The sequence below is a fragment of the Rhodococcus gannanensis genome, from assembly GCF_042681175.1.
GTDB classification, from domain to species: Bacteria; Actinomycetota; Actinomycetes; order Mycobacteriales; family Mycobacteriaceae; genus Rhodococcus_G; species Rhodococcus_G gannanensis.
Genome location: NZ_JBHUFB010000010.1, coordinates 737,405 through 764,040 on the forward strand (window position 1 = coordinate 737,405; position 26,636 = coordinate 764,040).

The window sequence follows — 26,636 nt, forward strand, 5'->3', positions numbered from 1 at the left end:
CGCTGGATCTCAGCCCGGCAACACCGGGATCGCCTTGACACCCGTCAGGCCCGGAACCTCACGCCAGTAACGGTCGCCGGCGGGGTCGTTGCTGTTCAACTGGAAGACCGCCCGGGTGTCGGAGACGAAGGTCAGGGTCGCCGACGAGTCCACCGAGGTCACCGGCGGCGTCAGGTTGCGGCTCGGCAGCGCGTCCATCCGGGAGCCGTCCATCGCGACGGTCACGACCGGGATGTCCGACGCGGCACGGGCGATCACCACGGCGTCACCCGTCGACCAGTCGAGTGCGACGGCGGGACTGCCGAGCCCGACTGCGATCGGACTCGCTCCCGACAGCTTGAAGGTTCCGTCCGGCGTCGGCACGAGGGTCACGACGTACACCTTGCCGTCGACGATCATCGCTGCGCGAACCCCGTCACGGGAGAGCCGGAAATCAGTGATCGTGGTGCCGAGCCCGGCAATCTCCGACGTGTCGACCGGTTGCGCGACCGACTCCCCCGACGCCCCGCGGGAGATCCGCACCACCTTCGACCCGTCGACGACAGTCCACACGGCCGAATCGGCGTATGCCCACGAGGGCCGCGTCAATGTCGCGCCCTCGATCACCGAGGTCGCGAATCCGTCCACCTCCCCGATCATCAGGGCGGCGGGTGGTCCGGTGGTCGGCCGGGTGGGGGCGTTCACGCCTGCCGCAACCAGTCCGTCCCGGGACAGCGCGATCGAACGCAACCCGTTCCCGGTGCCGAAGTACCCGGGCATCGCCTCGACGCCGCCGTCCGTGACCCGCACGAGCGCGCCGTCGCGCAGCGCGTGCAGACCGGCGGCCGCGGACGCGTTGGCACCGGGGTTCGACGACGACACGTCCGCCGTCGTCCATCCGTTCGCCATCCGGTCGTCGAGCGGCTTGCCGTCCCCCATGATGACGTACGGGCCGGGGATCTCGGCGTTCGCCAGCGTCCACACAACCTGGGCGGCGAGCCGGTCCCGGCTGACGACGTCGAGCGTCGACGTGCCCTCCAACTCGATTCGCAGGCCACCGAACCCGATTCCCACCCCCGCGCTGCGCCCGTCGGTCTTGGTGATCGGCTCGGCGAGGGTGACCTCGTCGAGCTGGTTCGTCACGGCGCCCTCGAGCGACGGCTTCGGACCCGCGATGAGCATCTCGACCAGCCGGTCCGCCACGTCCTGGGGATTGGTCGAGATCCACCGCAGGTCGGGCACGGTGGTCGACCCGGTCGGGTCGAGGAAGTACAGCGAGTAGCGCTGATAGGTCTTGAGGAACTGGGGCCGGTCCAGGGTTACGCCCGGCGGGAGTTCGTCGATCCGCCACTCTCCGTCGGCCCGTGTCAGCCGGACCGTCGCCTCGTAGGCGCCCTCGACGGCCTCGTACACGCCCTCGGGGTCGAGCTGGCCGACCTTGTTCGCGCGGATCGTGTAGCTGGCGGTGTCGTTCGACCGCGATTCCGGAAGCACGTCGACCTTGTCCACGATCGACGTGCTCTCGGTGTCGTCCCACCCCGCCGACGCGGACTCCGTCATGAACTGACGCGCCGCCGCGTGCCCGTCGGTCGGGTCGGTGCTCGCCGCGAAGAAGTCCCGCAGCAGCAGGTCCGGCTCGCGGCCCGGGGTCGGCGCGGGCACCGTCGGATTCGCCGGCGACCGCTCGATCGTGCCGATCGCCTGCGGCGTGGACGAGTCGGGCACGCTCGCGCATCCCGCCACAACCAGGATCGCGAACAGTGCAGCGGCGAGTGCGGCCGGTCGCCGGGTCATGTCCGCCGCTCCCGCAGCATCGGAACGCTCGCCGTCTCGTCGGGGTCGAGCGGCTCGGCGTGGTCTCCGTGCTCGACCTCCTCGCCCGCGGGCGACGCCGTACCGTCCGGCTCCTTGCCCTGCACGCGCTTGGTGGTCGGGGGACGCAAGGGCAGCGGACTGCTCGTCACCTTGTGTCCACGCACCAGCGGCAGCGTCAGCCGGAAGCACGCTCCGACGCCGGGCTCGCCCCACGCCTCGAGCCTGCCGTCGTGGAGTCGGGCGTCCTCGACGCTGATCGCCAGGCCCAGTCCGGTACCGCCGGACCGGCGGACCCGGGACGGATCCGACCGCCAGAACCGGTTGAACACGAGCTTCTCCTCGCCCGGACGCAGGCCGATGCCCTGGTCGCGGACGATGAACGCGGCGGCGTCGTTGTCGGACCGCAACCGCAGCAGCACGGGCTTGCCCTCCCCGTGATCGATCGCGTTCGCGAGCAGATTCCGGAGGATCCGCTCCACGCGGCGCGGATCGACGATCGCGAAGACGGGCTCCTCGGGCAGGTCGAGGATCAGCTCGGTGCTGGTCTCCCGGGCCAGGTGACGGATGGTCGACACCGCCGCGCGTGCACTCATCCGCAGGTCGAGCTTCTCCGCGGCGAGTTCCGCGACACCGGCGTCGTGCCTGCTGATCTCCAGCAGGTCGTTCAGCAGGGTCTCGAACCGGTCGAGTTCGGCGACGAGAAGCTCGGACGAGCGACGCAGCGCGGGATCGAGTTCGGCGCTGCCGTCGTGGATCAGGTCCGCCGCCATCCGCACGGTCGTGAGCGGGGTGCGCAGCTCGTGGCTCACATCGGAGGTGAACCGCTTCTGCAGGTTGCCGAACTCCTCCAGCTGAGTGATCTGCTTCGAGAGCGATTCCGCCATGTCGTTGAACGACATCGCGAGGCGCGCCATGTCGTCCTCACCGCGGACGGGCATCCGCTCACGCAGCTTGCCCTCCGCGAACCGCTCGGCGATCCGCGAGGCCGAGCGGATCGGCAACACGACCTGCCGGGCGACGATCAGCGAGATCGCGGCGAGCAGCACGAGCAGCACCGCACCACCGATCAGGAGCGTGCTGCGCATCAGCGACAGGCTGCGGTCCTCGCTCGCGAGCGGGAACACCAGGTACAGCTCCAGGTTGGGAATGTCGGCGACCACGGGGCTGCCCACCAGCAGCGCCGGACCGGAGTAGCCGTCGGGATCGGCGACCGTCGTGAACTGGTAGCTGATCTGCCCGTTGTGCACGAAGTCCCGAAGATTGCGCGGGATCTGGTCGGCCGGTCCGGCGGCCGGTTCACCCGCCGGGTCGTCGGTCCCGGCGATGAGCACCGTGTCGAACGTGCCCGCCGCACCCGACGCCGGGCCGGAGTCGGAGTTCCGATTGGTCAGCGACGCTCGTGCCGCGTCGAGACGGGTGCTGAGCGCGGCGGATTCGTCGGTACCGGCCAGCTCGCTCTGCACGGTTCCGCGCGCACGATCGATCTCCTCGGTCGCCGCGGAGATCTTCGCCTCCAGCAGCCGGTCGGTGATCTGACTGGTCAGCACGACACCGAGGATGGTGATGACGATCAGCGACAGGCTGAGCGTCGACACGACGACCCGCAACTGCAGGGACCGCCGCCACAGATGCGCCAGAGCCCGGCTCGTGTTCCGGAACCGGCGGAGCAACGGCGTGAACGTGCCGTTGATCCGGCGCCTCATGCGGGTTCGGATCACGGCGGTCCGGCCTTGTAGCCGACCCCCCTGACCGTGAGTACCACCTGCGGATTCTCCGGGTCACGTTCCACTTTCGCGCGCAGTCGCTGGACATGCACGTTGACCAGGCGGGTGTCGGCCGCGTGCCGGTAACCCCACACCTGTTCGAGCAGTACCTCACGGGTGAACACCTGGCGCGGCTTACGGGCCAGCGCCACGAGCAGGTCTAACTCCAGGGGCGTCAGCGAGATGAGCTGACCGTCCCGCGTCACCTTGTGGGCCGGGACGTCGATGTCGATGTCTGCGATCGACAGCAGCTCCGCGGGCTCCTCCTCGGTACGCCGCAGTCGCGCACGAACACGCGCCACCAGTTCCTTCGGCTTGAACGGCTTCATCACGTAGTCGTCGGCGCCGGACTCCAGCCCGAGCACGACGTCGACGGTGTCCGTCTTGGCGGTGAGCATCACGATCGGCACTCCGGAGTCGGCGCGCAGCACCCGGCAGACGTCGATGCCGTTCATTCCCGGCAGCATGAGATCGAGCAGGACCAGGTCCGGGCGGATCTCCCGGACCGCGGACAGTGCCTGCGTGCCGTCACCCACCACGTAGGGCTCGAAGCCCTCGCCGCGGAGGACGATGGTGAGCATCTCGGCGAGCGCCGTGTCGTCGTCGACAACCAGAATGCGTGGCTTCATGTCCCTATCGTGTCATCCCTGTCCCCGGAATCCCGGCGTAAACGGTGCTCGGGTGGCGTGTCGTGGTCACTTCCACTCTGCCAGATCCGCGGCGAGCGCCGCCGGGTCGACGTCCGGGGACAGCACTCGCCACCGGCTGACCCAGTTCGTCGACGCGAGTTCCCGGTAGACCTCGCCGGTACGGGACTGCAGGTCGCCGTCGCGCTCGTAGGCGTCGAGTTCGCGGGTCGCATCCTGCGCCTCCCGCGCCTTGGCCCGCTCCCGCGCCAGCTCCACCGGGACGTCGAGCAGCATCTGCAGGTCGGGCGCGGGCAGACCGAGCCGGCCGAGTTCGAGTTCCCGGACCCACTGCGTGTACTCACCGTCGGCGTGCTGTCGCAGTCGTGCGGCACCGTACGCCGCGTTCGACGCGAGATACCTGTCGAGGATGACGATGTCGTTGTCGGACAGCAGCTTCCGAAGCTCGTCGGCGTAGCCACCGCGGTCGAGTGCGAACACCAGACCCATCCCGTAGACGGAATCCGCGAGATCGCCGTGACCACCTTTGAGGGCCTCGGCCGCGACGTCGGCGTGCAGCGATTCGCCGTACCGGGGGAACGCACCCACCGCCACCCGCAGGCCCGACGCCGTCAACGCGGCGACGACCTTGTCCACGAGGGTGCGCTTGCCCGCGCCGTCTAGACCTTCCAGTGCGATGAGGATGCCCACGACCGGAGACCCTATGCGCTGCGCGCCTGTGCGTGAATGTCACCCCTGTCGGGTGGGGCCCGCCGGGGGAGGAATTCACGCACAGGCTGCGGAGCCGCTAGTACCGGTAGTGCTCGGGCTTGTACGGGCCCTCGACGTCGACGCCGATGTATTCCGCCTGGTCCTTCGTCAGCTTGGTGATCGAGCCACCGAGCGCCTCGACGTGGATCCGGGCGACCTTCTCGTCCAGGTGCTTGGGCAGCCGGTACACCTCGTTGTCGTACTCGTCCGGCTTGGTCCACAGCTCGATCTGCGCGATGACCTGGTTCGCGAACGAGTTCGACATCACGAAGGACGGATGCCCGGTGGCGTTGCCGAGGTTCAGCAGGCGGCCCTCGGACAGCACGATGATGCTGTGACCGTCGGCGAAGGTGAACTCGTCGACCTGCGGCTTGATGTTGATCCGGGTGACGTCCGCGGCCCGCTCCAGGCCGGCCATGTCGATCTCGTTGTCGAAGTGGCCGATGTTGCCCAGGATCGCCTGGTGCTTCATCTGCTTCATGTGCTCGAACGAGATGATGTCCTTGTTGCCGGTCGACGTGATGACGATGTCGGCCTGACCGATGAACTCCTCGACGGTCTTGACGTCGAAGCCGTCCATCATCGCCTGCAGCGCGTTGATCGGGTCGATCTCCGTGACCGTGACGCGCGCGCCCTGGCCGCGCAGCGCCTCGGCGCAGCCCTTGCCGACGTCGCCGTAGCCGCAGACGAGGGCGGCCTTGCCACCGATGAGGACGTCGGTGCCGCGGTTGATGCCGTCGAGCAGCGAGTGCCGGGTGCCGTACTTGTTGTCGAACTTGCTCTTGGTGACCGAGTCGTTGACGTTGATCGCCGGGAAGGTCAGTTCACCGGCAGCGGCGACCTGGTACAGGCGCAGCACGCCGGTGGTGGTCTCCTCGGTCACGCCCCGCACGGACGCCGCGATCGTCGTCCACTTGGACTTGTCGGCCTCGAGGGAGGCGCGCAGCAACGCCAGGAAGACCTTGTACTCGTCGGAGTCGTGCTCGTCGTCGGTCGGCGGGACGACTCCGGCCTTCTCGAACTGCGCGCCCTTCAGCACGAGCATGGTGGCGTCGCCACCGTCGTCGAGGATCATGTTGGCGGGCTCGCCCGGCCAGGTCAGCATCTGCTCGGCCGCCCACCAGTACTCCTCCAGCGTCTCGCCCTTCCAGGCGAAGACGGGGATGCCCTTCGGCTCCTCCGGGGTGCCGTGCGGACCGACGACGATCGCGGCGGCGGCGTGGTCCTGGGTGGAGAAGATGTTGCACGACGCCCAGCGGACCTCGGCACCGAGCGAGGCGAGGGTCTCGATCAGGACGGCGGTCTGAACCGTCATGTGCAGCGAGCCGGAGATGCGCGCGCCCTTGAGCGGCTGGACCTCGGCGTACTCGCGACGCAGCGCCATCAGACCGGGCATCTCGTGCTCGGCAAGCCGGATCTCCTTGCGGCCGAACTCCGCGAGCGAGAGATCCGCCACCTTGTAGTCGATTCCGTTGCGGCTGTCCGCCACGAGCTTGTTTACAGACACGCTGGTCGTCATCTGCCTCTCCTGGTTGGAAATATCTCAGGTAAGGCTATCGGTACCGCGCGGACTAGCGGAACCGCGTCGTTCCCGGACCGTCTCCACCTGCGGAACCGATCGCCTCGACGAACGGCGCGAACACCCGGGCCAGGTCCGCGGGCACGTCGCGGTCCGGCTCCGGCGGCATCGCGATGTAGCTGATCGCCAGCCTCGCGATACCCCGGCCGAGCACCACGGCGTTGGCCTCCGACGCCTGCACCCAGCTGCGCCGGAAGGTTTCGGCCAGCCGGGCCGCGGCGTGGTCGATGAGGACCGCGCCGTCGGTCGTGATCAGTCGGAGCAGGTCGGGCTTGACGGCCCCGCCGAGCAAGGACTGGACGAGCGGATCCGCCGCGGCACGTTCGAAGAATCCGGTGAACCCGGCGACCAGCGCGTCGTGTGCGCGACCGACGTGCGCGTACACGGCGGCGTCGACGGTGTCGACGAAGACGTCTGCGAGCGACAGCCCGTACGCCTGAGCCAGTCCCTGCCGGGAGCCGAACTCGTTGTAGACGGTCTGCCTGCTGACCCCGGCGGCAGTGGCGACGTCGGTCATGGTGATCTCCGACCAGTCCTTGCCCGCGAGGAGTTCCCGCATCGCGCCGAGCACCGAGTCACGCAGCAGGGTTCGGGTGGCCTGCTGAAACGGAACGCGGTTCGTCATGAGGGCGACCCTGACACCGGCGACGCGACGTCGTCAAACCGCGACGGCACCACACCCGGTCACGGACGTGCCACCTCCTCCATGTAGAAGTCGGCCTTGGCGGCGCCGCAGTCCGGGCAACTCCAGTCGTCCGGGATGTCCTCCCAGCGGGTGCCGGGTTCGATGCCGTCCTCGGGCCAGCCCAGTTCCTCGTCGTATTCGAATCCGCACTGGACACATCGGTAGAGCTTCATGACAGCCACCTTCACGAGATCTTTCTGTCGAAGTCGATCTTCTCCCGCACACCGCAGTCGGGACAGCACCAGTCGTCGGGAACTCGCTCCCAGACCGTGCCTGCCGGGAATCCCTCTCGCGGAGCACCTTCCGCTTCGTCGTACACGTACTCGCACACGGGACACACGTACGCCGCCATCGTCACGCCGCCCCGTGCCGGGCGAGGATCCGGTCCCGCTTGGACGGGTGCACGTTCACCCTGGTGATGTCACCGTCGTAGTGGTCGAGCACCCGGCGGTCCATGACCCGGCGCCAGACGGCCGGGACGTACGCCAAGGTGATCATGCTCGCGTACCCGCTGGGCAGGTTCGGTGCACCGTCCATGCTGCGCAACGTCTGATAGCGGCGCGTGGGATTCGCGTGATGGTCACTGTGCCGCTGCAGGTGGTAGAGGAAGATGTTGGTGCAGATGTGGTCCGAATTCCAGCTGTGCTCGGGCGTGCACCGCTCGTACCGACCGCTCGCGGTCTTCTGCCGCAGCAGCCCGTAGTGTTCGAGGTAGTTGACGGTCTCCAGCAGCGAGAACCCGTAGATTCCCTGAATCAGCAGGAACGGCAGCACTTCCCAGCCGAACCCCGCGACCAGGGCACCCCACAGCACCACCGACATCAGCCACGCGTTGAGCACGTCGTTGCGAATCGTCCACGGCCCCTTGTCGAGTCGCTGCAGACGCGCCTTCTCCAACTCCCACGAGGAGCGCAGACTGCCCCACACGCTGCGCGGCAGGAACCCCCAGAACGTCTCACCGAATCGAGCGCTCGCCGGATCCTCCGGCGTGGACACGCGCACGTGGTGCCCGCGGTTGTGCTCGATGTAGAAGTGGCCGTAGAAGGTCTGCGCGAGCGTGACCTTCGACAGCCACCGCTCGAGGTCGTCCTTCTTGTGTCCCAGTTCGTGGGCAGTGTTGATGCCGATGCCACCCATCACGCCGATGCTCAGCGCGAGCCCGACCTTCGACACCCACCCGAGTCCGCCGTCGATTCCGAGCCAGGTCAGGTCGTCGGCGGTCCACAGGTAGCACGCGAACACGAGACTCACCAGCTGGAACGGAATGTAGGCATAGGTGCACCAGCGGTAGTACCGGTCGTTCTCGAGCTGCTCCATCACCTCGTCGGGCGGATTCTGCCCGTCCGGCCCGAAGAAGACGTCGAGAACCGGGAGCAGGCCGTAGACGAGGATCGGACCGATCCACCACCAGACCGGCGACACCGACTCCCAGCCGAGTTCGTTGAACCCCCACACCAGCGCCGCCGCGAGGAACACCGCCGTCGGCGGCACCAGACCGAGCAGCCACAGGTAACGCTTCTTGTCGCGCCACACCACCGGCGTCTCGCGTTCCGTTCGCATGTCCATCCCCACCTCCAGGCCGAGGGCCACCGATGTGACCCGCACCACTCGAGATTCGACACTATTCGACAGTTTGTCGTCTGTCTATACATAGTCGGTGATTTGTAAACCGCGCGAGTCGAAGGAAACGGCCCCGGCGGTTCGCCGAGGCCGTGTCCTGGTCGGTGGTGCCTGGTCCGGAGTGAGAGGGATTCACTTCCCCCGATGACGTGGTTCGTCGGGTCCGCCCAGATGGTCGAGCGCCTCCGACTCGACGCCCGGCTGCGGACGTTGCCGCTTTCCGACGAGCGAGTGCCTGCGCCCGTATGCGAAGTACACGACGACGCCGATCGCCATCCAGACCACGAATCGGATCCACGTCTCGACCGACAGGTTCAGCATCAGCCACAGACACGCGAGGACCGCGAGAATCGGGATCAGCGGCACCCACGGGACCCGGAATCCTCGCTCGAGGTCGGGCCGGGTGCGGCGCAGCACCACGACACCGATGCACACGAGCACGAACGCGAACAGGGTGCCGATGTTGACCATCTCCTCGAGGGTGCCCATCGGGAAGAAGGCCGCGAGCGTTCCGGAGATCACGCCGACGATCAGCGTGATCCGGACCGGGGTTCCGCGCTTGCCGGTGTGCGCCAACGGCGTGGGCAGCAGACCGTCGCGCGACATGGCGAACGCGACGCGGGTCTGGCCGAGCAGCATCACCATCACAACCGTGGTCAGGCCGGCGAGGGCGCCGAGGTTGATCACCCACTGCGCCCAGGTGATGCCGTGGAACTCGAAGGCCGTCGCCAGTGTCGAGTCCTCCCCCGACAGTTCGGTGTAGTTGACCATTCCCGTCAGTACCAGCGTCACCGCCACGTACAGGACGGTCACGATCGCGAGCGAGCCGAGGATGCCGCGCGGCAGCGCCTTCTGCGGATTCTTCGTCTCCTCCGCGGTGGTCGCGACGACGTCGAAACCGATGAACGCGAAGAACACCAGCGACGCCGCGGCCAGCAGTCCGTACCACCCGAACGTGCTCCCGCCCGCGCCCGTCAGGAACGAGAACAGCGACTGGTGGATGCCCTCGCCCGTCTCGCCCGGCTGCGACGGCGGAATGTACGGCGAGTAGTTGGACCCGGTGATGTAGAACGCGCCGACGACGATCACCAACAGCACCACGAACACCTTGATCGCGGTGATCGCCGCGGAGACCCGCGACGACAGCTTGGTCCCGGTCACCAGCAACGAGGTCAGCGCCGCGATCAACAGCACCGCACCCCAGTCGAAGTCGACACCGCCGATCTGCACGACGGTCGACTCCGCGCCGATGACGTCCGCGAGATACAGCGACCACCCCTTCGCGACGACGGACGCCGCGAGCGCGAACTCGAGGATCAGGTCCCAGCCGATGATCCACGCGACGAACTCACCGAACGTCGCGTACGAGAACGTGTAGGCGCTGCCCGCCACCGGCACCGTCGACGCGAACTCGGCGTAACACAGGGCGGCGAGGCCGCAGGCGATGGCGGCGAGCACGAATGCCAGCGACACCGAGGGGCCCGCGACGTTGCCCGCGGTCCGGGCGGTGAGGGTGAAGATGCCTGCACCGACAACGACCGCGACGCCGAAGACGGTCAGGTCCCACGCGGTCAGGTCCTTGCGGAGTTTGCTGTCCGGCTCGTCGGTGTCGGCGATCGACTGCTCGACCGACTTGATCCGTCGCAGTCCCGTCCGCCGTGCGGCTGCGCCACCCGGGCTCTCGTGATCTGCCATCGCAGGCCTCCTCGACTGGGGTACCGTCCGAGCCTATTGCCCGCCGCCGTTCCCTCCGCGAATTTGCGTCACCTCGGAAGCGTCGATTCGGCAACGCCGACGGCCTGCTCGGCGGAGGTGCCGGAGGTCGGCTCAGCCGACGGTGGCGCTGAACACCTGCGCATCCGCGGTCGCGACGATCTCCACCGGCGGGTCCGAGGCGGCGATCCACGCCGACTCGCCGCGCGCCAGCTCGAGCTCCTGGCCACCGCAGCGCAGGGAGACCGATCCAGCGGTGCACAGCAGGATGCGGGGCCCCGTCCGTCCCAGTTCGGCGCTCGGCGACCTCGGTGTCAGGTCGATGCGCGAGAGCGCGAACTCGGGCGCGGGCGTGTCGTACACGTGCACCGCGCTGTCACCCGGGATCGGAGTGGCTGTCCGGACCGGACCGGTGAGCGGCTCGAAGTCGAGAACCCGCAACAGCTCCGGCACGTCGACGTGCTTCGGCGTGAGGCCACCGCGCAGCACGTTGTCGGAGTTCGCCATCAGTTCGACAGCCAGCCCGTGCAGGTAGGCGTGGAGGTTGCCCGCCGCGAGGTAGAGCCCCTCACCGGGTTCGAGCGTGACCCGATTGAGCAGGATCGACGCGAGCACCCCTGCGTCCCCCGGATAGGACTCGCCCAGTTCGAGGACGGTCCGCACCTCGGGCGCGAACTCCCGGGACTCGCCCGGCGCGGACAGGTACCGGACGCAGCCGTCCAGAATCTGCGGGAGCAGCGACGCCAGCGCCGGCTGCGGCAGGGTGATCCACGTCGTGAACAGGGCCCGGAGACCCGACGAGTCGGGCTGCCCCTCGAGCAACGCGATGTAGTGGTCGAGTTCGGGAACGCGCAGTGCGCGGAGCAGTTCGACGGTTCGGTCCGGCGCACGGAACCCGGCGAGTGCCTCGAACCGGGTCAGGGCGACGACGAGTTCGGGCTTGTGGCTGTCGTCGCGATAGTTGCGCACCGCCGAGTCCCGCGGGATGCCCGCGGCCTCCTCCCGCGCGAATCCCTCCTTCGCCTGAGCGGCGCTGGGGTGCGCCTGCAGCGACAGTGCCTCGTCCGCGGCGAGCAGTTTGAGGAGGAACGGCAGACGGTCGCCGAATCCGGCCCGGGCCCGCGGGCCGAGTTGCCCGGCCGGGTCCTCCGCGATCGTGTCGAGCAGCGACACCGTGTCGGCGCCGATCCTCAGTCGCGACGGATTCGCCGGATGGGCACCGAGCCACAGTTCGGCCTCCGGGTGATCGGAGGGAACCGGCCGGCCGCACAGTTCGGCGATCGCGGTGCGCGACCCCCAGGCGTAGGTGCGGAGCGCGCCCTGCAGAACGTGCACCTAACGACCGCCGATCAACCGTAGGTACACGGCAGCCATCTCGACACGGACGGCAAGCACCGCCAATTGCTCCATCTCGGCGCGCTCCCCCTGAGCGGGACCGTGCGCGGCCCGACTCGTCATCTCACTGTCCCCTGTTCCGTAATGGTCACCCGCTGCGAGGTCGTCCGCGTCGGGCGCTGCCGTGACCAGTTCCGCGTCGGCGAGCGCGCCGAGGCGCCTGGTCGTCGCGACCCGCGACTGCGACGTCGCCAGCACGAACACCCGCGCCGGTGTCACCGGCGCCGGTCCGTCGAGTTCCTCGTCGTGGAAGAGCGGGTCGTATCCGGGAGGCAGCTCACCCACCCCCGACAGCAGCGGCGCCGACGCCAGCACGTCCGACAGTCCCGCTGCGACGGCCGACGACCCCGCCGCGCACAGAAGCATGTCGGTGGCGTGTCCGGCCAGCGCCGTCGTCGCGGGGCCGTCCCCGGCGATCACGACTCGGCGATTCTGAAGCCGGACCGCCAGCGACTTCGCAGGATTGTGGAACACCTCCGCGGACGGATGGTTGCGGGCCGCCTCCCCGTCGAGGACGTCGGCGAGCTCCGAGAGGTCGGGCAACGACACGCGCGGGCCGGAGTCGAGGGCTCCCAGCACGGCGACGCCTGCCGCCAGGTAGCGCAGGAAACCGTGCCGGTCGGGTGTGCGTACCCGCGGCGCGAGCAATGCGGCGCGTCCTGCCGCGGCCGCGCGCAACGGACCCTCGTCCGGTGCAACGACGACGAGTTCGGCGCGCCTGCGCAGCGCCGAGTCCGCGGCGGAGACGAGCCGCGGATCACCGGCGTCGTCGCCGGCCACGACCACGACGTCGAGCGAACCGACCCACGGCGGGACGACGGGCGTGTGAACGATCGGCACCCCGAGGCGCGGACCGACGGAGGCTTCGAGGACGGCTGCGGCGCGGGCCGCTCGCCCGCCCGCCGTCACGACGACGACACTCCGCGGGCGCATCTCCCGGACCCGGTCGAGGAGCCCCTCACCGACCGCCTCGGCGACCGACCTGACCTGGGCTCCGCCGAGGGCGGCCGCACGCATCGCGCCCTCGGTGTCGGCAGCGGCGACGCTCGCGGCGTCGTCGAGATCGAGAAGGGGTGATGGAGCCGTCATGGCAACCTGCCTTTCTCGCACTGACCGATGTCGAACCGCCCGGACCCACACTGCCCGATTCGACCATTCTCGCACCGCCGGGACGGGAAGTGTGGTCGCCTCGTCACGCGCACGGCTCGCGGTGCCTCCGTCCCGTTCGCGTGCCGGCGGAATGCCCGGCCGCTCGGGTCGGTCCGACCTCGGGCGACGTCTCGGGCGCTGCTTCGGTCAGGCACGCACCACGGAGAGGATCTCGTCGACGAGCGCGTCGACCTGTGCGCCGGTACGAGCCTCCACGTTCAGCCGCAACAGGGGCTCCGTGTTCGACGCACGCAGGTTGAACCAGGCGCCGTCGCCGAGGTCGACGGTCACGCCGTCGAGGCGGTCGACGGATGCCGTGCGCTCGGCGAAGGCCGCGAGCACCGCCTCGGTCCGCTGCCCGGCGTCCGCGACGGTCGAGTTGATCTCACCCGACGCCGCGTAGGTGTTGTAGCCGGCCATCAGTTCGGAGAGCGGCCGGTCCTGTTCGCCGAGCGCGGCGAGAACGTGCATCGCGGCCAGCATTCCGGAGTCGGCGCCCCAGAAGTCGCGGAAGTAGTAGTGCGCGGAGTGCTCGCCGCCGAACACCGCACCGGTCTCCGCCATCTGCTGCTTGATGAACGAGTGGCCGACCCGGGTACGAACCGGTGTGCCGCCGAGCTCGGTGACCAGTTGGGGTACCGCCCGCGACGTGATCAGGTTGTGGATGATCGTCGCCCCCGGCTCCTTCGCCAGTTCGCGCTGCGCGACGAGCGCGGTCACGGCCGACGGCGAGACCGGGTTGCCCTTCTCGTCGACGACGAAGCAGCGATCGGCGTCGCCGTCGAACGCCAGCCCGATGTCCGCGCCGGTCGCCCGGACGTGCTGTTGCAGGTCGACGAGGTTCTTCGGATCGAGCGGGTTCGCCTCGTGGTTGGGGAACGTGCCGTCGAGTTCGAAGTACAGCGGCTCCACCGTCAGCGGCAGCGGACCGAACACCGCGGGCACCGTGTGCCCACCCATGCCGTTGCCTGCGTCCACCGCGACGGTGAGCCGACGGATGCCGGTGAGATCGACGAGTCCGCCGAGGAAGGCCGCGTAGTCACCGAGGACGTCCTGCTCGGTCGTCTTCCCGTGCGGACCGTCGTGGCCCGGCACACCCGAGATCACGTCCTGCGCGATGGTGCCCAGCCCGGTGTCCTGGCCGACCGGCTTCGCGCCGGCCCGGCACAGCTTGATGCCGTTGTAGCGGGCCGGGTTGTGGCTCGCTGTGAACATGGCGCCCGGGCAGTCGAGCAGTCCGGACGCGAAGTACAGCTGGTCGGTCGACGCCAGCCCGATGAGAACCACGTCGAGGCCCTGGGCGGTCACCCCGTCGGCGAAGGCGGCGGCGAGTTCCGGAGACGAGGCCCGCATGTCGTGACCGACCACGATGCGGGTCGCCCGCTGCGCCTCGTCCTCGCGCATCAGGCGAGCGAAGGACCCCGCAACGTCCCGCACGAAGTCACTGTCGAGTTGCTCACCGACGACGCCGCGGACGTCGTATGCCTTGATGACGGCATGGACGGATTCGGCGGTTCGTGCCACTACGGGTCTCCTCGTTCGGTTGTGCGGTCGGGCGCCGGCGCGGTCCGGAGTTGCACACTGCGTGTCGCCACCCGGTTGCGGGCGTGCCGAGATCACCCTAGTGCCATGGCTACACGTCCCGCCGGACCCTCGTTTCACGACGGTGACCCACGGCACATCGCCGACCGGCTCAGTTCCCGGGATCCGGCAGTACCCGCAGGTGGCCGCGTCGCCCGGTTCGGGCCGCCGGTGTCGGCGTGACGCGGTCCACGCTCGGCCCCTCACCGCGACCTGCCTCACGAACCGCCTCCGCGAGGGCCGTCAGATCGTCCTCGTCGGGGGTGGAACTCGAGAATCCACCCTCGTAGCGAACGAGCTCCCAGCCCTTGGGCGCCGTGATCCTGGAAGCGTGCGCCTCGCACAGGTCCCAGGAATGCGGTTCGTCGACGGTCGCGAGCGGACCGACGACCGCGGTGGAGTCCGAGTAGACGTAGGTCAGCGTCGCAACGGCGGGGTTCTTGCACCCGGGCCGGCAGCATCGACGCAGTCCTCTCACGAATGAGAGGGTAGCGCCCCGACCGGTCACCGCCTACTCGGACACACCGGATTCGGACACCGCGCCGGGTGGACGTAGGCGACGGGTGCGGCACGGCCGGTCTCGGTAGCATCGACAGTCATGCACAGAGCCCGACACGGACGTCCACTGACCTCGCGTTCCGCGGCTCGGCGCGGGCGTGGGATTCGCGGGCCCGTTCTCCCGCCAGGGGTCCCGGCGTGGCGGAGTCGAGCCGAGCAGTTCGACATGCTCGTCCTGGAGGCGTTCGCACCGATCGACGCCCGATGGCACGAGCGGATGACCAAACTCGACGTCGCGGTCGACGAGGTGCCGAAGATCCGGGCGCTCGATCCCGATTCGGTGACCTGGCCGCCGGAAGTTGTCGCGGAGGGGCCTGTGCCCCTCTCACGTCTGGTGCCCGCGGGAGTGGATCGACACGGGAACGCCACCCGCGCGAGACTGGTGTTGTTCCGGCGCCCGCTCGAACTGCGAGCGAAGCACCCGGACGAACTCGTCGACCTGCTGCACGAGGTCCTGGTCCGGCAGGTCGCGACCTACCTCGGCGTGGGACCGGAGGTCATCGATCCGGAGATGACGGACGACCCGGACGACTGAGGCGCATGACGCCGGCGGCACGAGTGAGGTTCCGACAGGCGAACATTCGCGTGGGCGGGCAGAGGCAGGACATCACCGAAGCCGAAATGTCCGGTGTTCGACTGTCATTCGATCGACCGTCGACCACGCGGCCGGTCGATCGAATGACAGTCGGCCCGAAAAACACACGCGCCGAACCTCGAGGAGATTCAGCGCGTCAGATGATGCCTCGCTTGAGGCGGCGGCGTTCCCGTTCGGAAAGTCCGCCCCAGATACCGAATCGCTCGTCGTTGGCGAGCGCGTACTCGAGGCAGTCGTCTCGCACCTCGCATCCGAGGCAGATCCGCTTCGCCTCACGAGTCGACCCTCCCTTTTCGGGGAAGAACGCCTCGGGATCTGTTTGCGCGCACAGCGCGCGGTCTTGCCACTGATCCTCGACGGCCTCGAACATTGCGTCGAAACCGCCGGCGATCAGGCTCAACACGGGGCGATCGCTGTCACTCTCACCCTCGGGCCGGCAGGCGCCCCCCGCTGCTCCTGCCATGGAATCGGTCTGCGGTTCGTTGCCAAGCGCGCTCGTTCGAATACTCGACACTTCGTGCTGGATGGCCATCCGTTCCGCCTCCTCACCTTTGATAGCGCAGAACTTCCTGACTTGTTGAAATTGCCTCCCCGACAATGTCATTGAGCGACACCATGGTGAATCCACCGACGGAACACCGGATCGAAAACGGCGGTACTGCATCCGTTCCCGGACGGCGACCGCAAAATGACATACACGTGATTAGACACGGACCACTGAGCAGGGTCAAGCCGGAAGTCCGAATATTTACCATCCCCGAATACCGGTTTCCGCAAGAAACGCGTTCCCGCCCGTCAACAGCGTGTCGCGCATCGCACCCGCGCGAGCAGGCCCGGCGGGGGTGTGCCCACCGCACCGGGCACCGCCTACGCTCTTCGACGTGAAGGTCACAGTTTTGGTCGGCGGTGTCGGTGGCGCGCGTTTCCTCCAGGGAGTGCGCAGCCTCCTCGACCGATCCGACGCGGGCGCCCGGGAGCACGAGATCACCGCAGTGGTCAACGTCGGAGACGACGTCTGGATGCACGGGCTGCGCATCTGTCCCGACCTCGACACGTGCATGTACACGCTCGGCGGGGGCATCGACCCCGAGCGCGGGTGGGGCCACGTCGGTGAAACGTGGAACGCCAAGGAGGAGCTCGCCGCGTACGGCGCCAAGCCGGACTGGTTCGGCCTCGGCGACCGCGACATCGCGACCCACCTCATCCGCTCGCAGATGCTCCGGACCGGATTCCCCCTCTCCGCCGTCACCGAGGCGCTGTGCAACCGGTGGCAGCCCGGCGTCCGCCTGCTCCCCGTGACCGACGACCGCAGCGAGACCCACGTCGTCGTGACCGACCCCGAGGACGGCGACCAGCGCGCGATCCACTTCCAGGAATGGTGGGTCCGGTACCGCGCGCAGATTCCGACCCACAGCTTCGCCCACATCGGGGCCGACGCGGCCAAGCCGGCGCCCGGCGTCGTCGAGGCACTCGAGGAAGCGGACGTCGTGCTCCTCGCCCCGTCCAACCCGGTCGTGAGCATCGGCGCGATCCTCGCCGTTCCCGGGATCCGCGGCGCCCTCCGCACCGGACGGGCGAAGGTGATCGGACTCTCACCGGTCATCGACGGAAAGCCGTTGCGCGGCATGGCCGACGAATGCCTCGACGTCATCGGCGTCGAAACCTCCGCGGAGGCCGTGGGTCGTCACTACGGCGCTCGTTCGTCGACCGGCATCCTCGACGGCTGGCTCATCCACGACACGGACACCGCCGACGTTCCCGGCGTCGAGGTGCGCGCGGTTCCGCTCCTGATGACCGATCCCGACACCACCGCCGAAATGGCTCGTGCCGCACTGGAACTCGCCGGGGTCACGCTGTGAGCGACGGCACGGCACCGGACAACGTGGACGATCACGGCGCAAGTGACGGCATCGAGATCCTCCCCGTCCCCGGGCTGCCCGAGTTCCGTCCCGGCGACGACCTCGCCGCCGCGCTCGCCGGTGCCGCGCCCTGGCTGCGCGACGGCGACGTCCTCATCGTGACCAGCAAGATCGTCTCGAAGGTCGAGGGCCGAATCGTGCCCTCCCCCACCGACCCCGAGGCCCGGGACGCCGCCCGCCGCGTGCTCGTCGATCAAGAGGCGGTGCGGGTGCTGGCACGTAAGGGCCGCACCCTCATCACCGAGAACCGTCTCGGCATCGTGCAGGCGGCGTCCGGCATCGACGGCTCCAACGTGCACCCGGGCGAACTGGCACTACTCCCCGAGGATCCCGATGCGAGCGCCCGCGCCCTTCGGGAACGGCTGCGCGAGCTGCTCGGGGTGACCGTGGCCGTGGTGGTGACCGACACGATGGGCCGCGCCTGGCGGAACGGCCAGACGGACGCCGCGATCGGGTCCGCTGGGCTGCCCGTCCTGCACGGCTACGCCGGGTCGGTCGACGCACAGGGAAACGAACTGCTGGTCACGTCGGTCGCGGTCGCGGACGAGCTCGCGGCGGCCGGCGACCTGGTCAAGGGCAAGACGGGCGGTATGCCCGTCGCCGTCGCACGCGGCGTCGGCCTCCCGGACGACGGTTCCAGCGCGTCGGATCTGATCCGGCGCGGCGACGAGGACCTGTTCTGGCTCGGCACGAACGAGGCGATCGCACGCGGCCACGGCGAGGCCCTTCTGCTCCGTCGGTCGGTCCGCTCCTTCGCCTCGGACAGTGTCGAGCCCCGACTGGTCAGCGATTCGATCGCGGACGCGTTGACCGCGCCTGCGCCGCACCACACTCGGCCGGTGCGGTTCGTGTGGGTGCGCACTCCCGAGGTGCGCAGGCGGCTGCTGACCGCGATGCGCGCGCGCTGGCGCGCCGACCTCACCTCGGACGGACTGAGCGCCGCAGCGATCGCCGCACGCCTCGATCGCGGCAACATCCTGTTCGACGCGCCGGAGATGGTGATCCCGTTCTGCGTTCCCGACGGGGCCCACAGCTACCCGGACGCCGCGCGCACCGCCGCCGAACAGACCATGTTCACCGTCGCGGCGGGCGCCGCGGTGCAGGGACTCCTGGTTGCGCTGGCGACCAGGGGCATCGGCAGCTGCTGGATCGGATCGACGATCTTCGCCCCCGACGTGGTGCGAGCCGAGTTGGGCCTCGCCGACGACTGGCAGCCCCTCGGTGCGGTGGCGATCGGACATCCGGACGAGCCGCTCGTCCCCCGGCCCCCGGTGGAGCCCGGCGAACTGCTGGTGGAGCTGTGACAGCGGATTCGCTGCACGCGTCCGCGCGTGCAGCGCTCGACCGGTGGCGCACACCGAACGAGGCCGACGAGTCACTGCGGCACACGATGCTCGCATTCCTCGACGCCTCCCCGAAGGGATGCCTGCGCGAGCACGAGCCCGGGCACATCACGGCGTCGTCACTGGTGATCACGGAGGACGCCGAACACGTGCTGCTGACCCTTCATCCGAAGGTGGGCAGGTGGATTCAGCTCGGCGGGCACTGCGAGCCGTCGGACGAGACAGTCGTCGACGCCGCACTCCGCGAGGCCACCGAGGAGTCCGGCATCGCGGGCCTGCGCATCGACCCGCAGTTGCTCTCCGCGCACACCCACCCGATCACCTGCTCGCTCGGCAAGCCGACACGTCACCTCGACCTGAGGTTCCTGGTGTGGGCACCGGCCGGCTCGGAGCCGGTACGAAGCGACGAGTCGGACGACCTGCGCTGGTGGCCCGTCGACGCCCTCCCGGACACCGCCGAGCGCGAGACCATCGACCACCTCGTCGCACTCGCCCGCCTGCGCTGACGGTTCGTCCGCACGCACTTCCCCTTCCCGAATGGCCCAGTCGGTCGGTCTGAACGACTCAGTGGGCCATTTGGGAACGACAGGAGGAATTGCGGTGCGCGTCAGTCGGTTTCGGCGATCCCGGCGAGGACGGGCCTGCGGGCGGTGACGTCGTCACCCGACGACCGGCCGGTGAGCCGCCGGCCGAACCAGGGCAGCAGGAACTCCCGGCGCCACGTCGAGTTGATCTTCTTCTGCTCCTCGCGGCTGCGCACCGGCCGCGGACCGAGGTCGGGCGCTGTCAGCCCGTGCGGCACGGCGAGCGCATCGAGCACCTCGACGGCCATCCGCTGGTGGCCCGCGGACGACATGTGGAGGCGGTCCCAGTCCCACATCCGATCGTCGTCGTATCCGTCGAACCGCCAGAAGTCGACGAGGGTGGCGCCGTGCCGTTCGGCGACCTCACGGACCAGTTCGTTGTAGATCGCCGTGCGTCCCCGCAGGACCTTGAACACCGCGTCCCAGCCGGCGTCGTAGGCGGTCCAGATCGCGACGGTCGCTCCGGCGGCGGTGAGTTTTCCGACCGCGTCGTCGTAGTGGGCGACGAGTGCGTCGATGTCCACGGAAGGCCGCATGAGGTCGTTGCCGCCCGCGTAGACGGTCACCAGATCGGGTGACATGGCGAGCGCTGCGTCCAGCTGGTCGTCGAGGATCTGCCCGAGCAGCTTCCCACGAACAGCGAGGTTGGCGTAGGCGAAGTCGTCGGTCCGGGTTGCGAGGTGCTCGGCGACGCGGTCTGCCCAGCCGCGCAGCTGGTTCGGCCGCGACGGCGCCGGATCACCCAGCCCTTCGGTGAACGAGTCGCCGAGGGCGACGTACCGGTGGAAGACGGGTCCGACAACACTCACCCGATCGATCCTGCCAGCGTGCGCCCGGTCACAGCGGACCGGGTCGCACGCAGAAGCTAGACGTCGGTGGAGAAGCGGACTCCGCCGTCGGGGAGGGTGACGCCCGGCCACACTCGGGCCCCGCGCAGCAGCTCGCAGCGGGCTCCGACGTCCGCGCCGTCGCCGATCACGGCGTCGCGTACCAGTGCGCGCGGACCGATCCTCGCGCCGAAGCCGATGATCGACCGTTCGACGGTCGCACCCGCCTCCACGATGGCGCCCTCGAACACCACGGCACCGTCGAGTCGGGCACCGGCGCCGACCTCGGCGCCGCGTCCGACGACGGTCCCGCCGATGAGTACCGCGCCCGGCGCGACACCGGCGCCGGGATGCACGAGCGACTCGCCGCGCTGACCGTTCAGCGCCGGCGACGGCGCGATGCCGCGGACCAGGTCGGCGGAGCCGCGCACGAAGTCCTCGGGGGTGCCCATGTCACGCCAATAGGAACTGTCGACGAAGCCGAACACGCGCCGTCCGTCGGCAAGCAGGCCCGGGAACACCTCACGCTCCACGGACACGGCACGGCCGCTGGGGATCTTCTCGATGATCTCCCGCTTGAAGACGTAGCACCCGGCGTTGATCTGGTCGGTCGGCGGATCCTGCGTCTTCTCCAGGAAGTCCAGGACGCGACCGCTCTCGTCGGTGGTCACACATCCGAATGCGCGGGGATCGCTGACCCGCACCAGGTGCAGGGTGACGTCGGCGTCGTTCGCCTCGTGCGAGGCGATGACCTCGCGCAGGTCGGTGCCGCCCAGCACGTCGCCGTTGAACACGATCGCGTTGTCGGCGCGCAGCTTCGGCAGCACGTTGCGGATGCCGCCGCCGGTACCGAGAGGCTCGGTCTCGGTGACGTACTCGATCTCCAGGCCCATCTCGCTACCGTCACCGAAGTGCTCCTCGAACACCTCGGCCTTGAAGGAGGTGCCGAGCACGACGTGGGTGATGCCTGCGGCCTTGATCCGCGCCAGCAGGTGCGTGAGGAACGGCAGCCCAGCGGTGGGCAGCATCGGCTTGGGTGCCGACAGGGTCAACGGGCGGAGCCGAGTGCCCTTGCCTCCCACCAGAATGACCGCGTCCACCGGTCCGGCAGTCGGCACCTGTGCGCCGTCGCTCGTCACAGTCATGTCAGTTCCCCTCGTCCTTCGCTCTGTTCCGAGTTGCCGCCGCGACGGCCAACTTCGATCGCACTGCCAGTCCGCCACGCAACGCCCACCGCAGCGGCGCCTGCCACCAGTGCGGATGCCGGTCCGCCTGGAAGCGGTAGGCACTGGCGTGGTGGGCCGGGAGCATCAGCTCCGGATGCCGTCCCGCCGCATGCCCTTTCGCGTGGGTGACCTCCGCGCCCGGCACGTAGACGTTGTGCCAGCCGGCCCTCCCCAGCCGGTCGCCGAGGTCCACGTCCTCCATGTACATGAAGTAGCGGGAGTCGAATCCGCCGATCGAGTCGAACGCCGCGCGCCGCACCAGCAGGCACGAACCCGACAGCCACCCGACCGAGCGCTCCGAGATCGACTCGTCCTCCTGCCGGTACCGCGTGGTCCACGGATTCGAGGGCCACACCGTGCCGAGCACGGCGTGCCCGGCACCGGACACCAGCCCCGGCACGTGCCTGGCCGACGGGTACACGGTGCCGTCGGGCTCGCGCACCAGCGGACCGAGCGCACCCGCGCGCGGCCACCGCTCCGCGGCCTCGAGCAGCGCGTCGATCGAACCAGCTTCCCACCGGATGTCGGGATTCGCGACGACGACGAACTCCGCCTCCGGGTCGAGTTCCGCGACGGCGCGATTGATGGCGCCGCCGTACCCGATGTTGCCGCCGGTGCGGAGCAGTCGGACGTGCTCGTGGGCGGCGGCGGCTGCCTCCGGTTCCCCGTCCGTGGACCCGTTGTCCGCGAGGATGACCTGGGTGGACAGTGTGGTGGCGACCTCGAGGGTCTCCAAGAACTCCCGGAGATGTCTACCGGGCGAATACGTCACCGTCACCACGGCCAGCTGCGAACTCACTCGGACAACCCTAGTCGGTGGCGGACGGCGGCAGCTGTGCCAGGGCGTCGGCGAGCGCGTCGGCCCAGGGCCGCAGGGGCGTCAGCCCGGCTCGGGCCCATGCCGTCGGGGAGAGAACGGAGAACGCCGGACGCGGCGCCGGACGCGGGAAGTCCGCCGTCGTGCACGGACGAACCCGCTCCGGATCGGCGCCGACCCCGGCGAACACCGCCCGCGCGAGGTCGAACCAGGTGGCCCGGCCCGCGTTCGTCGCGTGCAGCACACCGCCGGCGACGTCGGGACGCCCCGCGAGCTCGAGGAGCCCACCGGCCAGGTCCCAGGCGTACGTCGGCGACCCCACCTGGTCGTCGACGACCGAGACCGTGTCGCGTTCGCGCTGCAGCCGCAGCATGGTCGCGACGAAGTCGGACCCGACACCCGTGTACACCCAGGCGGTGCGCACCACGACCGCGGCCGGGTCGGCCGCCAGGACCTCCCGCTCGCCCGCCAGCTTGGTCCGGCCGTAGGCGGTTCGCGGGCCGGTCGGATCGTCCACCTCGTAGGGCTCGGACGCGTCACCCGCGAACACGTAGTCGGTGGACACGTGGATCAGGCGGGCACCCACACGCGCGGTCGCCTCGGCGAGGATCCGCGGCCCGGTGGCGTTGACGGCGACGGCAGCGTCCTCGTCGGTCTCCGCCGCATCGACGGCGGTGTAGGCGGCGCAGTTCAGCACGACGTCGCCCGGCCGCACCGCGTCGCGAACCGCGCCCGCGTCGGTGATGTCCAGGTCCGACGACGTGAGCCCGCGGATCGACACGCCCGGGCTGCCGCGTCGGATCACGTTGCCGGCGAGTTGCCCGCCTGCCCCCGTCACAAGGATGTTGATCACACGCGAAAGTCTGGCACGCCGGATCGCGGTCCCCGGGACACCGGGTGTTCGTGAGTAGCCTTGACGGGTCGAGACAGAGGGTGGCCGCGCCGCGTCGTGGTGACCACACAGCAGTCGATGAAGTGTGAGGGGCAAGGTTTGCCGGACAGCAGGCCACCGCGCAGACGTGCGCCGGAGGGCGGGACGCCGGGCGCCGGAACGAGAGGGTCCCGGACCCGGCGGCCGGAACGCGGCCGCTCGGCACGGCCACGCGAAGGCGATCCCGGCCCCGACACCGACGCAGCGGCCCTCCCGCCACGCCGAGCACGGCCCGTGCAGGTCGCGGTCGCCGCGGTGGCAGTCGTCGTCCTCGCCGTGACGGGCTTCGCATGGCGCAGCGTCGACGCACTCGAGTCGAACCTCGCGACCGCCAGGCTCGGGCTCGGCGGAATGAAGGACGGCGCTCTCGACCTGCTCCTCGTCGGCACCGACAGCCGCACCGACGCACACGGCAACCCCCTCAGCCAGCAGGAACTCGAGTCCCTGCGCGCCGGTGAGGCCGAGGCCGACAACACCGACACCATCGTTCTCGTCCGCATCCCCAGCAACGGTGAATCCGCCACCGCCATCTCCATCCCCCGCGACTCCTACGTCAAGGTGCCCGGGATCGGGATGTCCAAGATCAACGCCGCATTCGGCGCGACGAAGCTCACCGAGAAGCAGAAGCTGATCGACGAGGGCGTCGACGACGCCAGTGCGGACCAGCAGGCCACCCAGGCTGGCCGCGAGGCGCTGATCGAGTCGGTCGCCGACCTGACCGGCGTCACCGTCGACCACTACGCCGAGATCGGGTTGCTCGGATTCGTCCTCCTCACCAACGCCGTCGGTGGCGTCGACGTGTGCCTGAACGACGCCGTCGACGAGCCGCTCTCGGGAGCGAACTTCGCCGCGGGCGAGCAGGCCCTCGACGGCTCGGAGGCACTGTCGTTCGTGCGGCAACGGCACGGGCTTCCCCGCGGCGACCTCGACCGGATCGTCCGCCAGCAGGTGTTCATGGCCTCGCTGGCGCACGAGGTGCTCAGCGCCCGGACCCTCAGCAACCCCGGGAAGCTGAGCCAGCTCACCTCGGCGGTGCAGCGGTCTGTGGTCCTCGACGAGGACTGGGACGTCATCGGATTCGCGAAGGAGCTGCAGAACCTCGCAGGCGGGTCGGTGCAGTTCCAGACGATTCCCGTCGTCGACATCAACGCGATGACCGACTACGGCGAGTCGATCGTGCAGGTCGAGCCCACCGCTGTGCGCTCGTTCGTGTCGAGCCTCGCCGACGGCGACACCGACGAATCCGACGTCGATCCGACGGTGGACCCGACCACGATCACGGTCGACGTGGCGAACGACAGCGGCATCAGCGGCCTCGCGAGCCGGGTGTCCGACGCGCTCGCGACGAAGGGCTACGTTCCCGGCTCCGTCGGCAACAACGCGGGAGACACGGTCACCGAGAGCGAGGTCCACGCCGCCGACCCGGACTCGGAATCGGCAAAATCGGTGGCCGCGGCGCTCGGCGACCTGCCCGTGGTGCAGGATTCCACCGTGGCGAGCGACACCGTCCTGGTGGTGCTGGCCTCCGGGTACTCCGGTCCGGGTGCGGACTCGACGTCGGGCTCCGCGTCCGACGACGGGTCCGGTGACACCGAATCCGGAATTCTCGACCTGGGCACCAGCCCGACCCCGGTCCCTGCCGGTCCGCCGATCGACGCGGGCCGCAGCGGACCACAGTGCGTCAACTGACGCTCGAACCGAGGAGCACCGCAGTACCATGGCAGCACCCAATCTCACGGTGGCCCTGCTCGACCCGATCATGGAACGAGACCCTGCCGGACCTCGGATCACCTGGTACGACGACGCCTCCGGCGCCCGCATCGAACTGTCGGCGCTGACGCTGGCGAACTGGGCGGCGAAGACCGCAAACCTCGTTCGTGACGAGGTCGGACTGATGCCGGGCGCACGGGTGTCGGTGCTGCTGCCCGCACACTGGCAGACCGCTGCGGTGCTGCTCGGGTGCTGGTGGGCCGGAACCGAGGTGGTGCTGGAACCGGACCCGGATGCCGACCTCGCGCTGGTGACGGCGGACCGGCTCGACGAGGCCGCCGACGCCCCGGAACTCGCGGTGCTCTCCCTCGATCCGTTCGGCCGCCCGGCGCCGGACCTGCCGATCGGTGTCACCGACTACGCGACTGCGGTGCGCGTGCACGGCGACCAGTTCCGCCCGGACCCGGCGCCCGCCGACGCCGCGGCACTGGACGGCCGGACGGCGGCGGAGACCCTCGACGCCGCCCGCCGATCCGCTGCCGCACAAGGATTTTCGGCCGAGGACCGGGTGCTCTCGACGACCGACTGGACCACGACCGGCGAACTCGTCGACGGACTGCTCGCCGTCTTCGTCGCGCAGGCGTCGCTGGTGCAGGTGAGCAACCCCGACGAGGAGCGGATGGCGCAGCGCACGGAATCGGAGAAGGTCACCGCGCGTCGCGCATAGGCCGCTCACATCACTGTCCGCGCCTCGGCACGGGCGATCGCCCCGAACACCACGTGCACCCGGCAGGTGTCGGACACGCCGTGCCGCTCCCCCGCGGGAGCGGGTGCGACATCCACGGTGTGCCGGGTTCCGAGCCGCTCCGCCGCCTCGTCGAGGAACCCTTGGACCAGGCCCTGTTGGATGCCGCGGGCGACTTCGGGGTTCCGGCGCGCGGTCTCCGCGAGCGGGCAGGTGCAGAGAGTCAGGGTGTGGGTTCCGAAGGAACTGGTCACCGCGAGCGTCTGGAAGCCGAGTCGCGCGAGGGCATCCACGACCAGGTCACATGCGTCGGTTGCAGATCCGAGGTCGACGGTGGCCGCCCAGTCGTGCCCGACCTGCTGGGCACGTCGGGCCCGCTCGTCACGGGTGCCCCCGAGATGCCCGGCCATGAGTGCAACGAGATCGCCGTACGAGGGTTCACGCATGGCGACGTAGCCGATGCGGGGACGACCGACCCGCTGTGTCGCAATCGCCTGCTGCCGCACGTGACCCTCGTCGGCAAGTCCGGAGAGATGGAAACGCACCGTGGTCACGTGAATGTCGAGTATCTCGGCGAGTTGGTGCGCGTCCATCGGCTCTGCTGCGTTCCTGAGCAGTTCGAGTACCCGGTCACGCTGCTTCGACGCCATGTCACGCCCTCTCGGCCCGACTCCGGGCACAAAGGGTAGGTAACCCTTATTTACC

Annotated in this window: 26 protein-coding genes; 6 read left to right on the plus strand and 20 right to left on the minus strand. The window is 69.4% G+C overall.

What is annotated here, in order from left to right; genetic code table 11:
* Positions 1 to 9 precede the first annotated feature (9 nt).
* From lpqB to ACFSJG_RS14585, 14 genes are all read right to left on the minus strand, one after another.
* Entirely contained in the window at positions 10 to 1,773 is a 1,764-nt protein-coding gene (gene lpqB / locus ACFSJG_RS14520; protein WP_378485892.1) for an MtrAB system accessory lipoprotein LpqB, read from the minus strand.
* On the minus strand, positions 1,770 to 3,497 hold the full coding sequence (gene mtrB, locus ACFSJG_RS14525) for an MtrAB system histidine kinase MtrB (RefSeq protein WP_378485893.1): 1,728 nt from the start codon (positions 3,495 to 3,497) through the stop codon (positions 1,770 to 1,772). Before mtrB ends, lpqB begins: the two co-directional genes overlap by 4 nt.
* 11 nt (positions 3,498 to 3,508) lie before the next feature.
* Positions 3,509 to 4,186, minus strand: a complete 678-nt coding sequence (mtrA, locus tag ACFSJG_RS14530; protein WP_378485894.1) for an MtrAB system response regulator MtrA — start codon at positions 4,184 to 4,186, stop codon at positions 3,509 to 3,511.
* Between the two features lie 66 nt (positions 4,187 to 4,252).
* Positions 4,253 to 4,894, minus strand: coding sequence for a dTMP kinase (locus ACFSJG_RS14535; RefSeq protein WP_378485895.1), 642 nt, complete (start codon positions 4,892 to 4,894; stop codon positions 4,253 to 4,255).
* A gap of 97 nt (positions 4,895 to 4,991) precedes the next feature.
* Positions 4,992 to 6,473, minus strand: coding sequence for an adenosylhomocysteinase (gene ahcY, locus ACFSJG_RS14540; protein WP_378485896.1), 1,482 nt, complete (start codon positions 6,471 to 6,473; stop codon positions 4,992 to 4,994).
* Between the two features lie 52 nt (positions 6,474 to 6,525).
* Positions 6,526 to 7,158 (minus strand): TetR/AcrR family transcriptional regulator, encoded by a 633-nt coding sequence (locus ACFSJG_RS14545; RefSeq protein WP_378485897.1) that lies wholly within the window; start codon positions 7,156 to 7,158, stop codon positions 6,526 to 6,528.
* A 59-nt stretch (positions 7,159 to 7,217) separates the two neighbouring features.
* Positions 7,218 to 7,391 (minus strand): rubredoxin, encoded by a 174-nt coding sequence (locus ACFSJG_RS14550; RefSeq protein ID WP_007537977.1) that lies wholly within the window; start codon positions 7,389 to 7,391, stop codon positions 7,218 to 7,220.
* 11 nt (positions 7,392 to 7,402) lie between these two features.
* The gene (locus ACFSJG_RS14555; RefSeq protein WP_378485898.1) at positions 7,403 to 7,570 is read right to left on the minus strand and encodes a rubredoxin; all 168 of its coding nucleotides are present in this window, start codon (positions 7,568 to 7,570) and stop codon (positions 7,403 to 7,405) included.
* 2 nt (positions 7,571 to 7,572) lie between these two features.
* Entirely contained in the window at positions 7,573 to 8,784 is a 1,212-nt protein-coding gene (locus tag ACFSJG_RS14560) for an alkane 1-monooxygenase (RefSeq protein WP_378485998.1), read from the minus strand.
* A gap of 186 nt (positions 8,785 to 8,970) precedes the next feature.
* Positions 8,971 to 10,533: an amino acid permease gene (locus tag ACFSJG_RS14565; RefSeq protein WP_378485899.1), complete on the minus strand. Its 1,563-nt coding sequence runs from the start codon at positions 10,531 to 10,533 to the stop codon at positions 8,971 to 8,973.
* Between the two features lie 132 nt (positions 10,534 to 10,665).
* Positions 10,666 to 11,886, minus strand: a complete 1,221-nt coding sequence (manA, locus tag ACFSJG_RS14570; RefSeq protein ID WP_378485900.1) for a mannose-6-phosphate isomerase, class I — start codon at positions 11,884 to 11,886, stop codon at positions 10,666 to 10,668.
* The gene (locus ACFSJG_RS14575) at positions 11,887 to 13,035 is read right to left on the minus strand and encodes a tobH protein (RefSeq protein ID WP_378485901.1); all 1,149 of its coding nucleotides are present in this window, start codon (positions 13,033 to 13,035) and stop codon (positions 11,887 to 11,889) included. It abuts the gene before it with no gap.
* A 207-nt stretch (positions 13,036 to 13,242) separates the two neighbouring features.
* A complete protein-coding gene (locus ACFSJG_RS14580) occupies positions 13,243 to 14,619 on the minus strand; it encodes a phosphomannomutase/phosphoglucomutase (RefSeq protein WP_378485902.1) in 1,377 nt (458 codons plus the stop codon).
* Positions 14,620 to 14,788: 169 nt separating this feature from the next.
* Positions 14,789 to 15,154: a DUF3499 domain-containing protein gene (locus ACFSJG_RS14585; protein WP_378485903.1), complete on the minus strand. Its 366-nt coding sequence runs from the start codon at positions 15,152 to 15,154 to the stop codon at positions 14,789 to 14,791.
* Between the two features lie 120 nt (positions 15,155 to 15,274).
* Here ACFSJG_RS14585 and ACFSJG_RS14590 point away from each other — a divergent pair, with 120 nt between their 5' ends.
* Positions 15,275 to 15,769 carry a metallopeptidase family protein gene (locus ACFSJG_RS14590; RefSeq protein WP_378485904.1) on the plus strand — a complete coding sequence of 165 codons (495 nt, stop codon included), beginning with the start codon at positions 15,275 to 15,277 and terminating at the stop codon, positions 15,767 to 15,769.
* A gap of 196 nt (positions 15,770 to 15,965) precedes the next feature.
* Here ACFSJG_RS14590 and ACFSJG_RS14595 read toward each other — a convergent pair whose 3' ends face one another.
* Entirely contained in the window at positions 15,966 to 16,199 is a 234-nt protein-coding gene (locus ACFSJG_RS14595; RefSeq protein WP_171018669.1) for a WhiB family transcriptional regulator, read from the minus strand.
* A gap of 511 nt (positions 16,200 to 16,710) precedes the next feature.
* On the opposite strand from ACFSJG_RS14595, the gene cofD reads away from it, so the two are divergent.
* Genes cofD through ACFSJG_RS14610 form a run of 3 tightly spaced genes read left to right on the plus strand, consistent with a single transcriptional unit; the run spans position 16,711 to position 19,597 of the window.
* On the plus strand, positions 16,711 to 17,688 hold the full coding sequence (cofD, locus tag ACFSJG_RS14600; RefSeq protein ID WP_378485905.1) for a 2-phospho-L-lactate transferase: 978 nt from the start codon (positions 16,711 to 16,713) through the stop codon (positions 17,686 to 17,688).
* Positions 17,685 to 19,052 (plus strand): coenzyme F420-0:L-glutamate ligase, encoded by a 1,368-nt coding sequence (locus ACFSJG_RS14605; protein ID WP_378485906.1) that lies wholly within the window; start codon positions 17,685 to 17,687, stop codon positions 19,050 to 19,052. Before cofD ends, ACFSJG_RS14605 begins: the two co-directional genes overlap by 4 nt.
* Positions 19,049 to 19,597, plus strand: coding sequence for an NUDIX hydrolase (locus ACFSJG_RS14610; protein ID WP_378485907.1), 549 nt, complete (start codon positions 19,049 to 19,051; stop codon positions 19,595 to 19,597). Before ACFSJG_RS14605 ends, ACFSJG_RS14610 begins: the two co-directional genes overlap by 4 nt.
* Positions 19,598 to 19,698: 101 nt before the next feature.
* Here ACFSJG_RS14610 and ACFSJG_RS14615 read toward each other — a convergent pair whose 3' ends face one another.
* From ACFSJG_RS14615 to rfbD, 4 genes are read right to left on the minus strand one after another with little or no spacing between them, the layout of a single operon-like run.
* Complete coding sequence (locus tag ACFSJG_RS14615) at positions 19,699 to 20,484, minus strand: SGNH/GDSL hydrolase family protein (protein WP_378485908.1); 786 nt, start codon at positions 20,482 to 20,484, stop codon at positions 19,699 to 19,701.
* A 56-nt stretch (positions 20,485 to 20,540) separates the two neighbouring features.
* Positions 20,541 to 21,647 carry a mannose-1-phosphate guanylyltransferase gene (gene manB, locus ACFSJG_RS14620; protein WP_378485909.1) on the minus strand — a complete coding sequence of 369 codons (1,107 nt, stop codon included), beginning with the start codon at positions 21,645 to 21,647 and terminating at the stop codon, positions 20,541 to 20,543.
* A gap of 1 nt (position 21,648) precedes the next feature.
* Positions 21,649 to 22,527: a glycosyltransferase family 2 protein gene (locus ACFSJG_RS14625; RefSeq protein WP_378485910.1), complete on the minus strand. Its 879-nt coding sequence runs from the start codon at positions 22,525 to 22,527 to the stop codon at positions 21,649 to 21,651.
* Positions 22,528 to 22,537: 10 nt separating this feature from the next.
* Positions 22,538 to 23,398 carry a dTDP-4-dehydrorhamnose reductase gene (gene rfbD / locus ACFSJG_RS14630; protein ID WP_378485911.1) on the minus strand — a complete coding sequence of 287 codons (861 nt, stop codon included), beginning with the start codon at positions 23,396 to 23,398 and terminating at the stop codon, positions 22,538 to 22,540.
* A gap of 117 nt (positions 23,399 to 23,515) precedes the next feature.
* Between rfbD and ACFSJG_RS14635 the strand changes: the two genes are divergently transcribed.
* Both ACFSJG_RS14635 and ACFSJG_RS14640 read left to right on the plus strand, forming a co-directional pair.
* Positions 23,516 to 25,165, plus strand: coding sequence for an LCP family protein (locus ACFSJG_RS14635; protein ID WP_378485912.1), 1,650 nt, complete (start codon positions 23,516 to 23,518; stop codon positions 25,163 to 25,165).
* A gap of 28 nt (positions 25,166 to 25,193) precedes the next feature.
* Entirely contained in the window at positions 25,194 to 25,913 is a 720-nt protein-coding gene (locus ACFSJG_RS14640; protein ID WP_378485913.1) for a TIGR03089 family protein, read from the plus strand.
* A 5-nt stretch (positions 25,914 to 25,918) separates the two neighbouring features.
* On the opposite strand, the gene ACFSJG_RS14645 is transcribed toward ACFSJG_RS14640, so the two are convergent.
* The gene (locus ACFSJG_RS14645; protein WP_378485914.1) at positions 25,919 to 26,581 is read right to left on the minus strand and encodes a helix-turn-helix transcriptional regulator; all 663 of its coding nucleotides are present in this window, start codon (positions 26,579 to 26,581) and stop codon (positions 25,919 to 25,921) included.
* Positions 26,582 to 26,636: the final 55 nt, after the last annotated feature.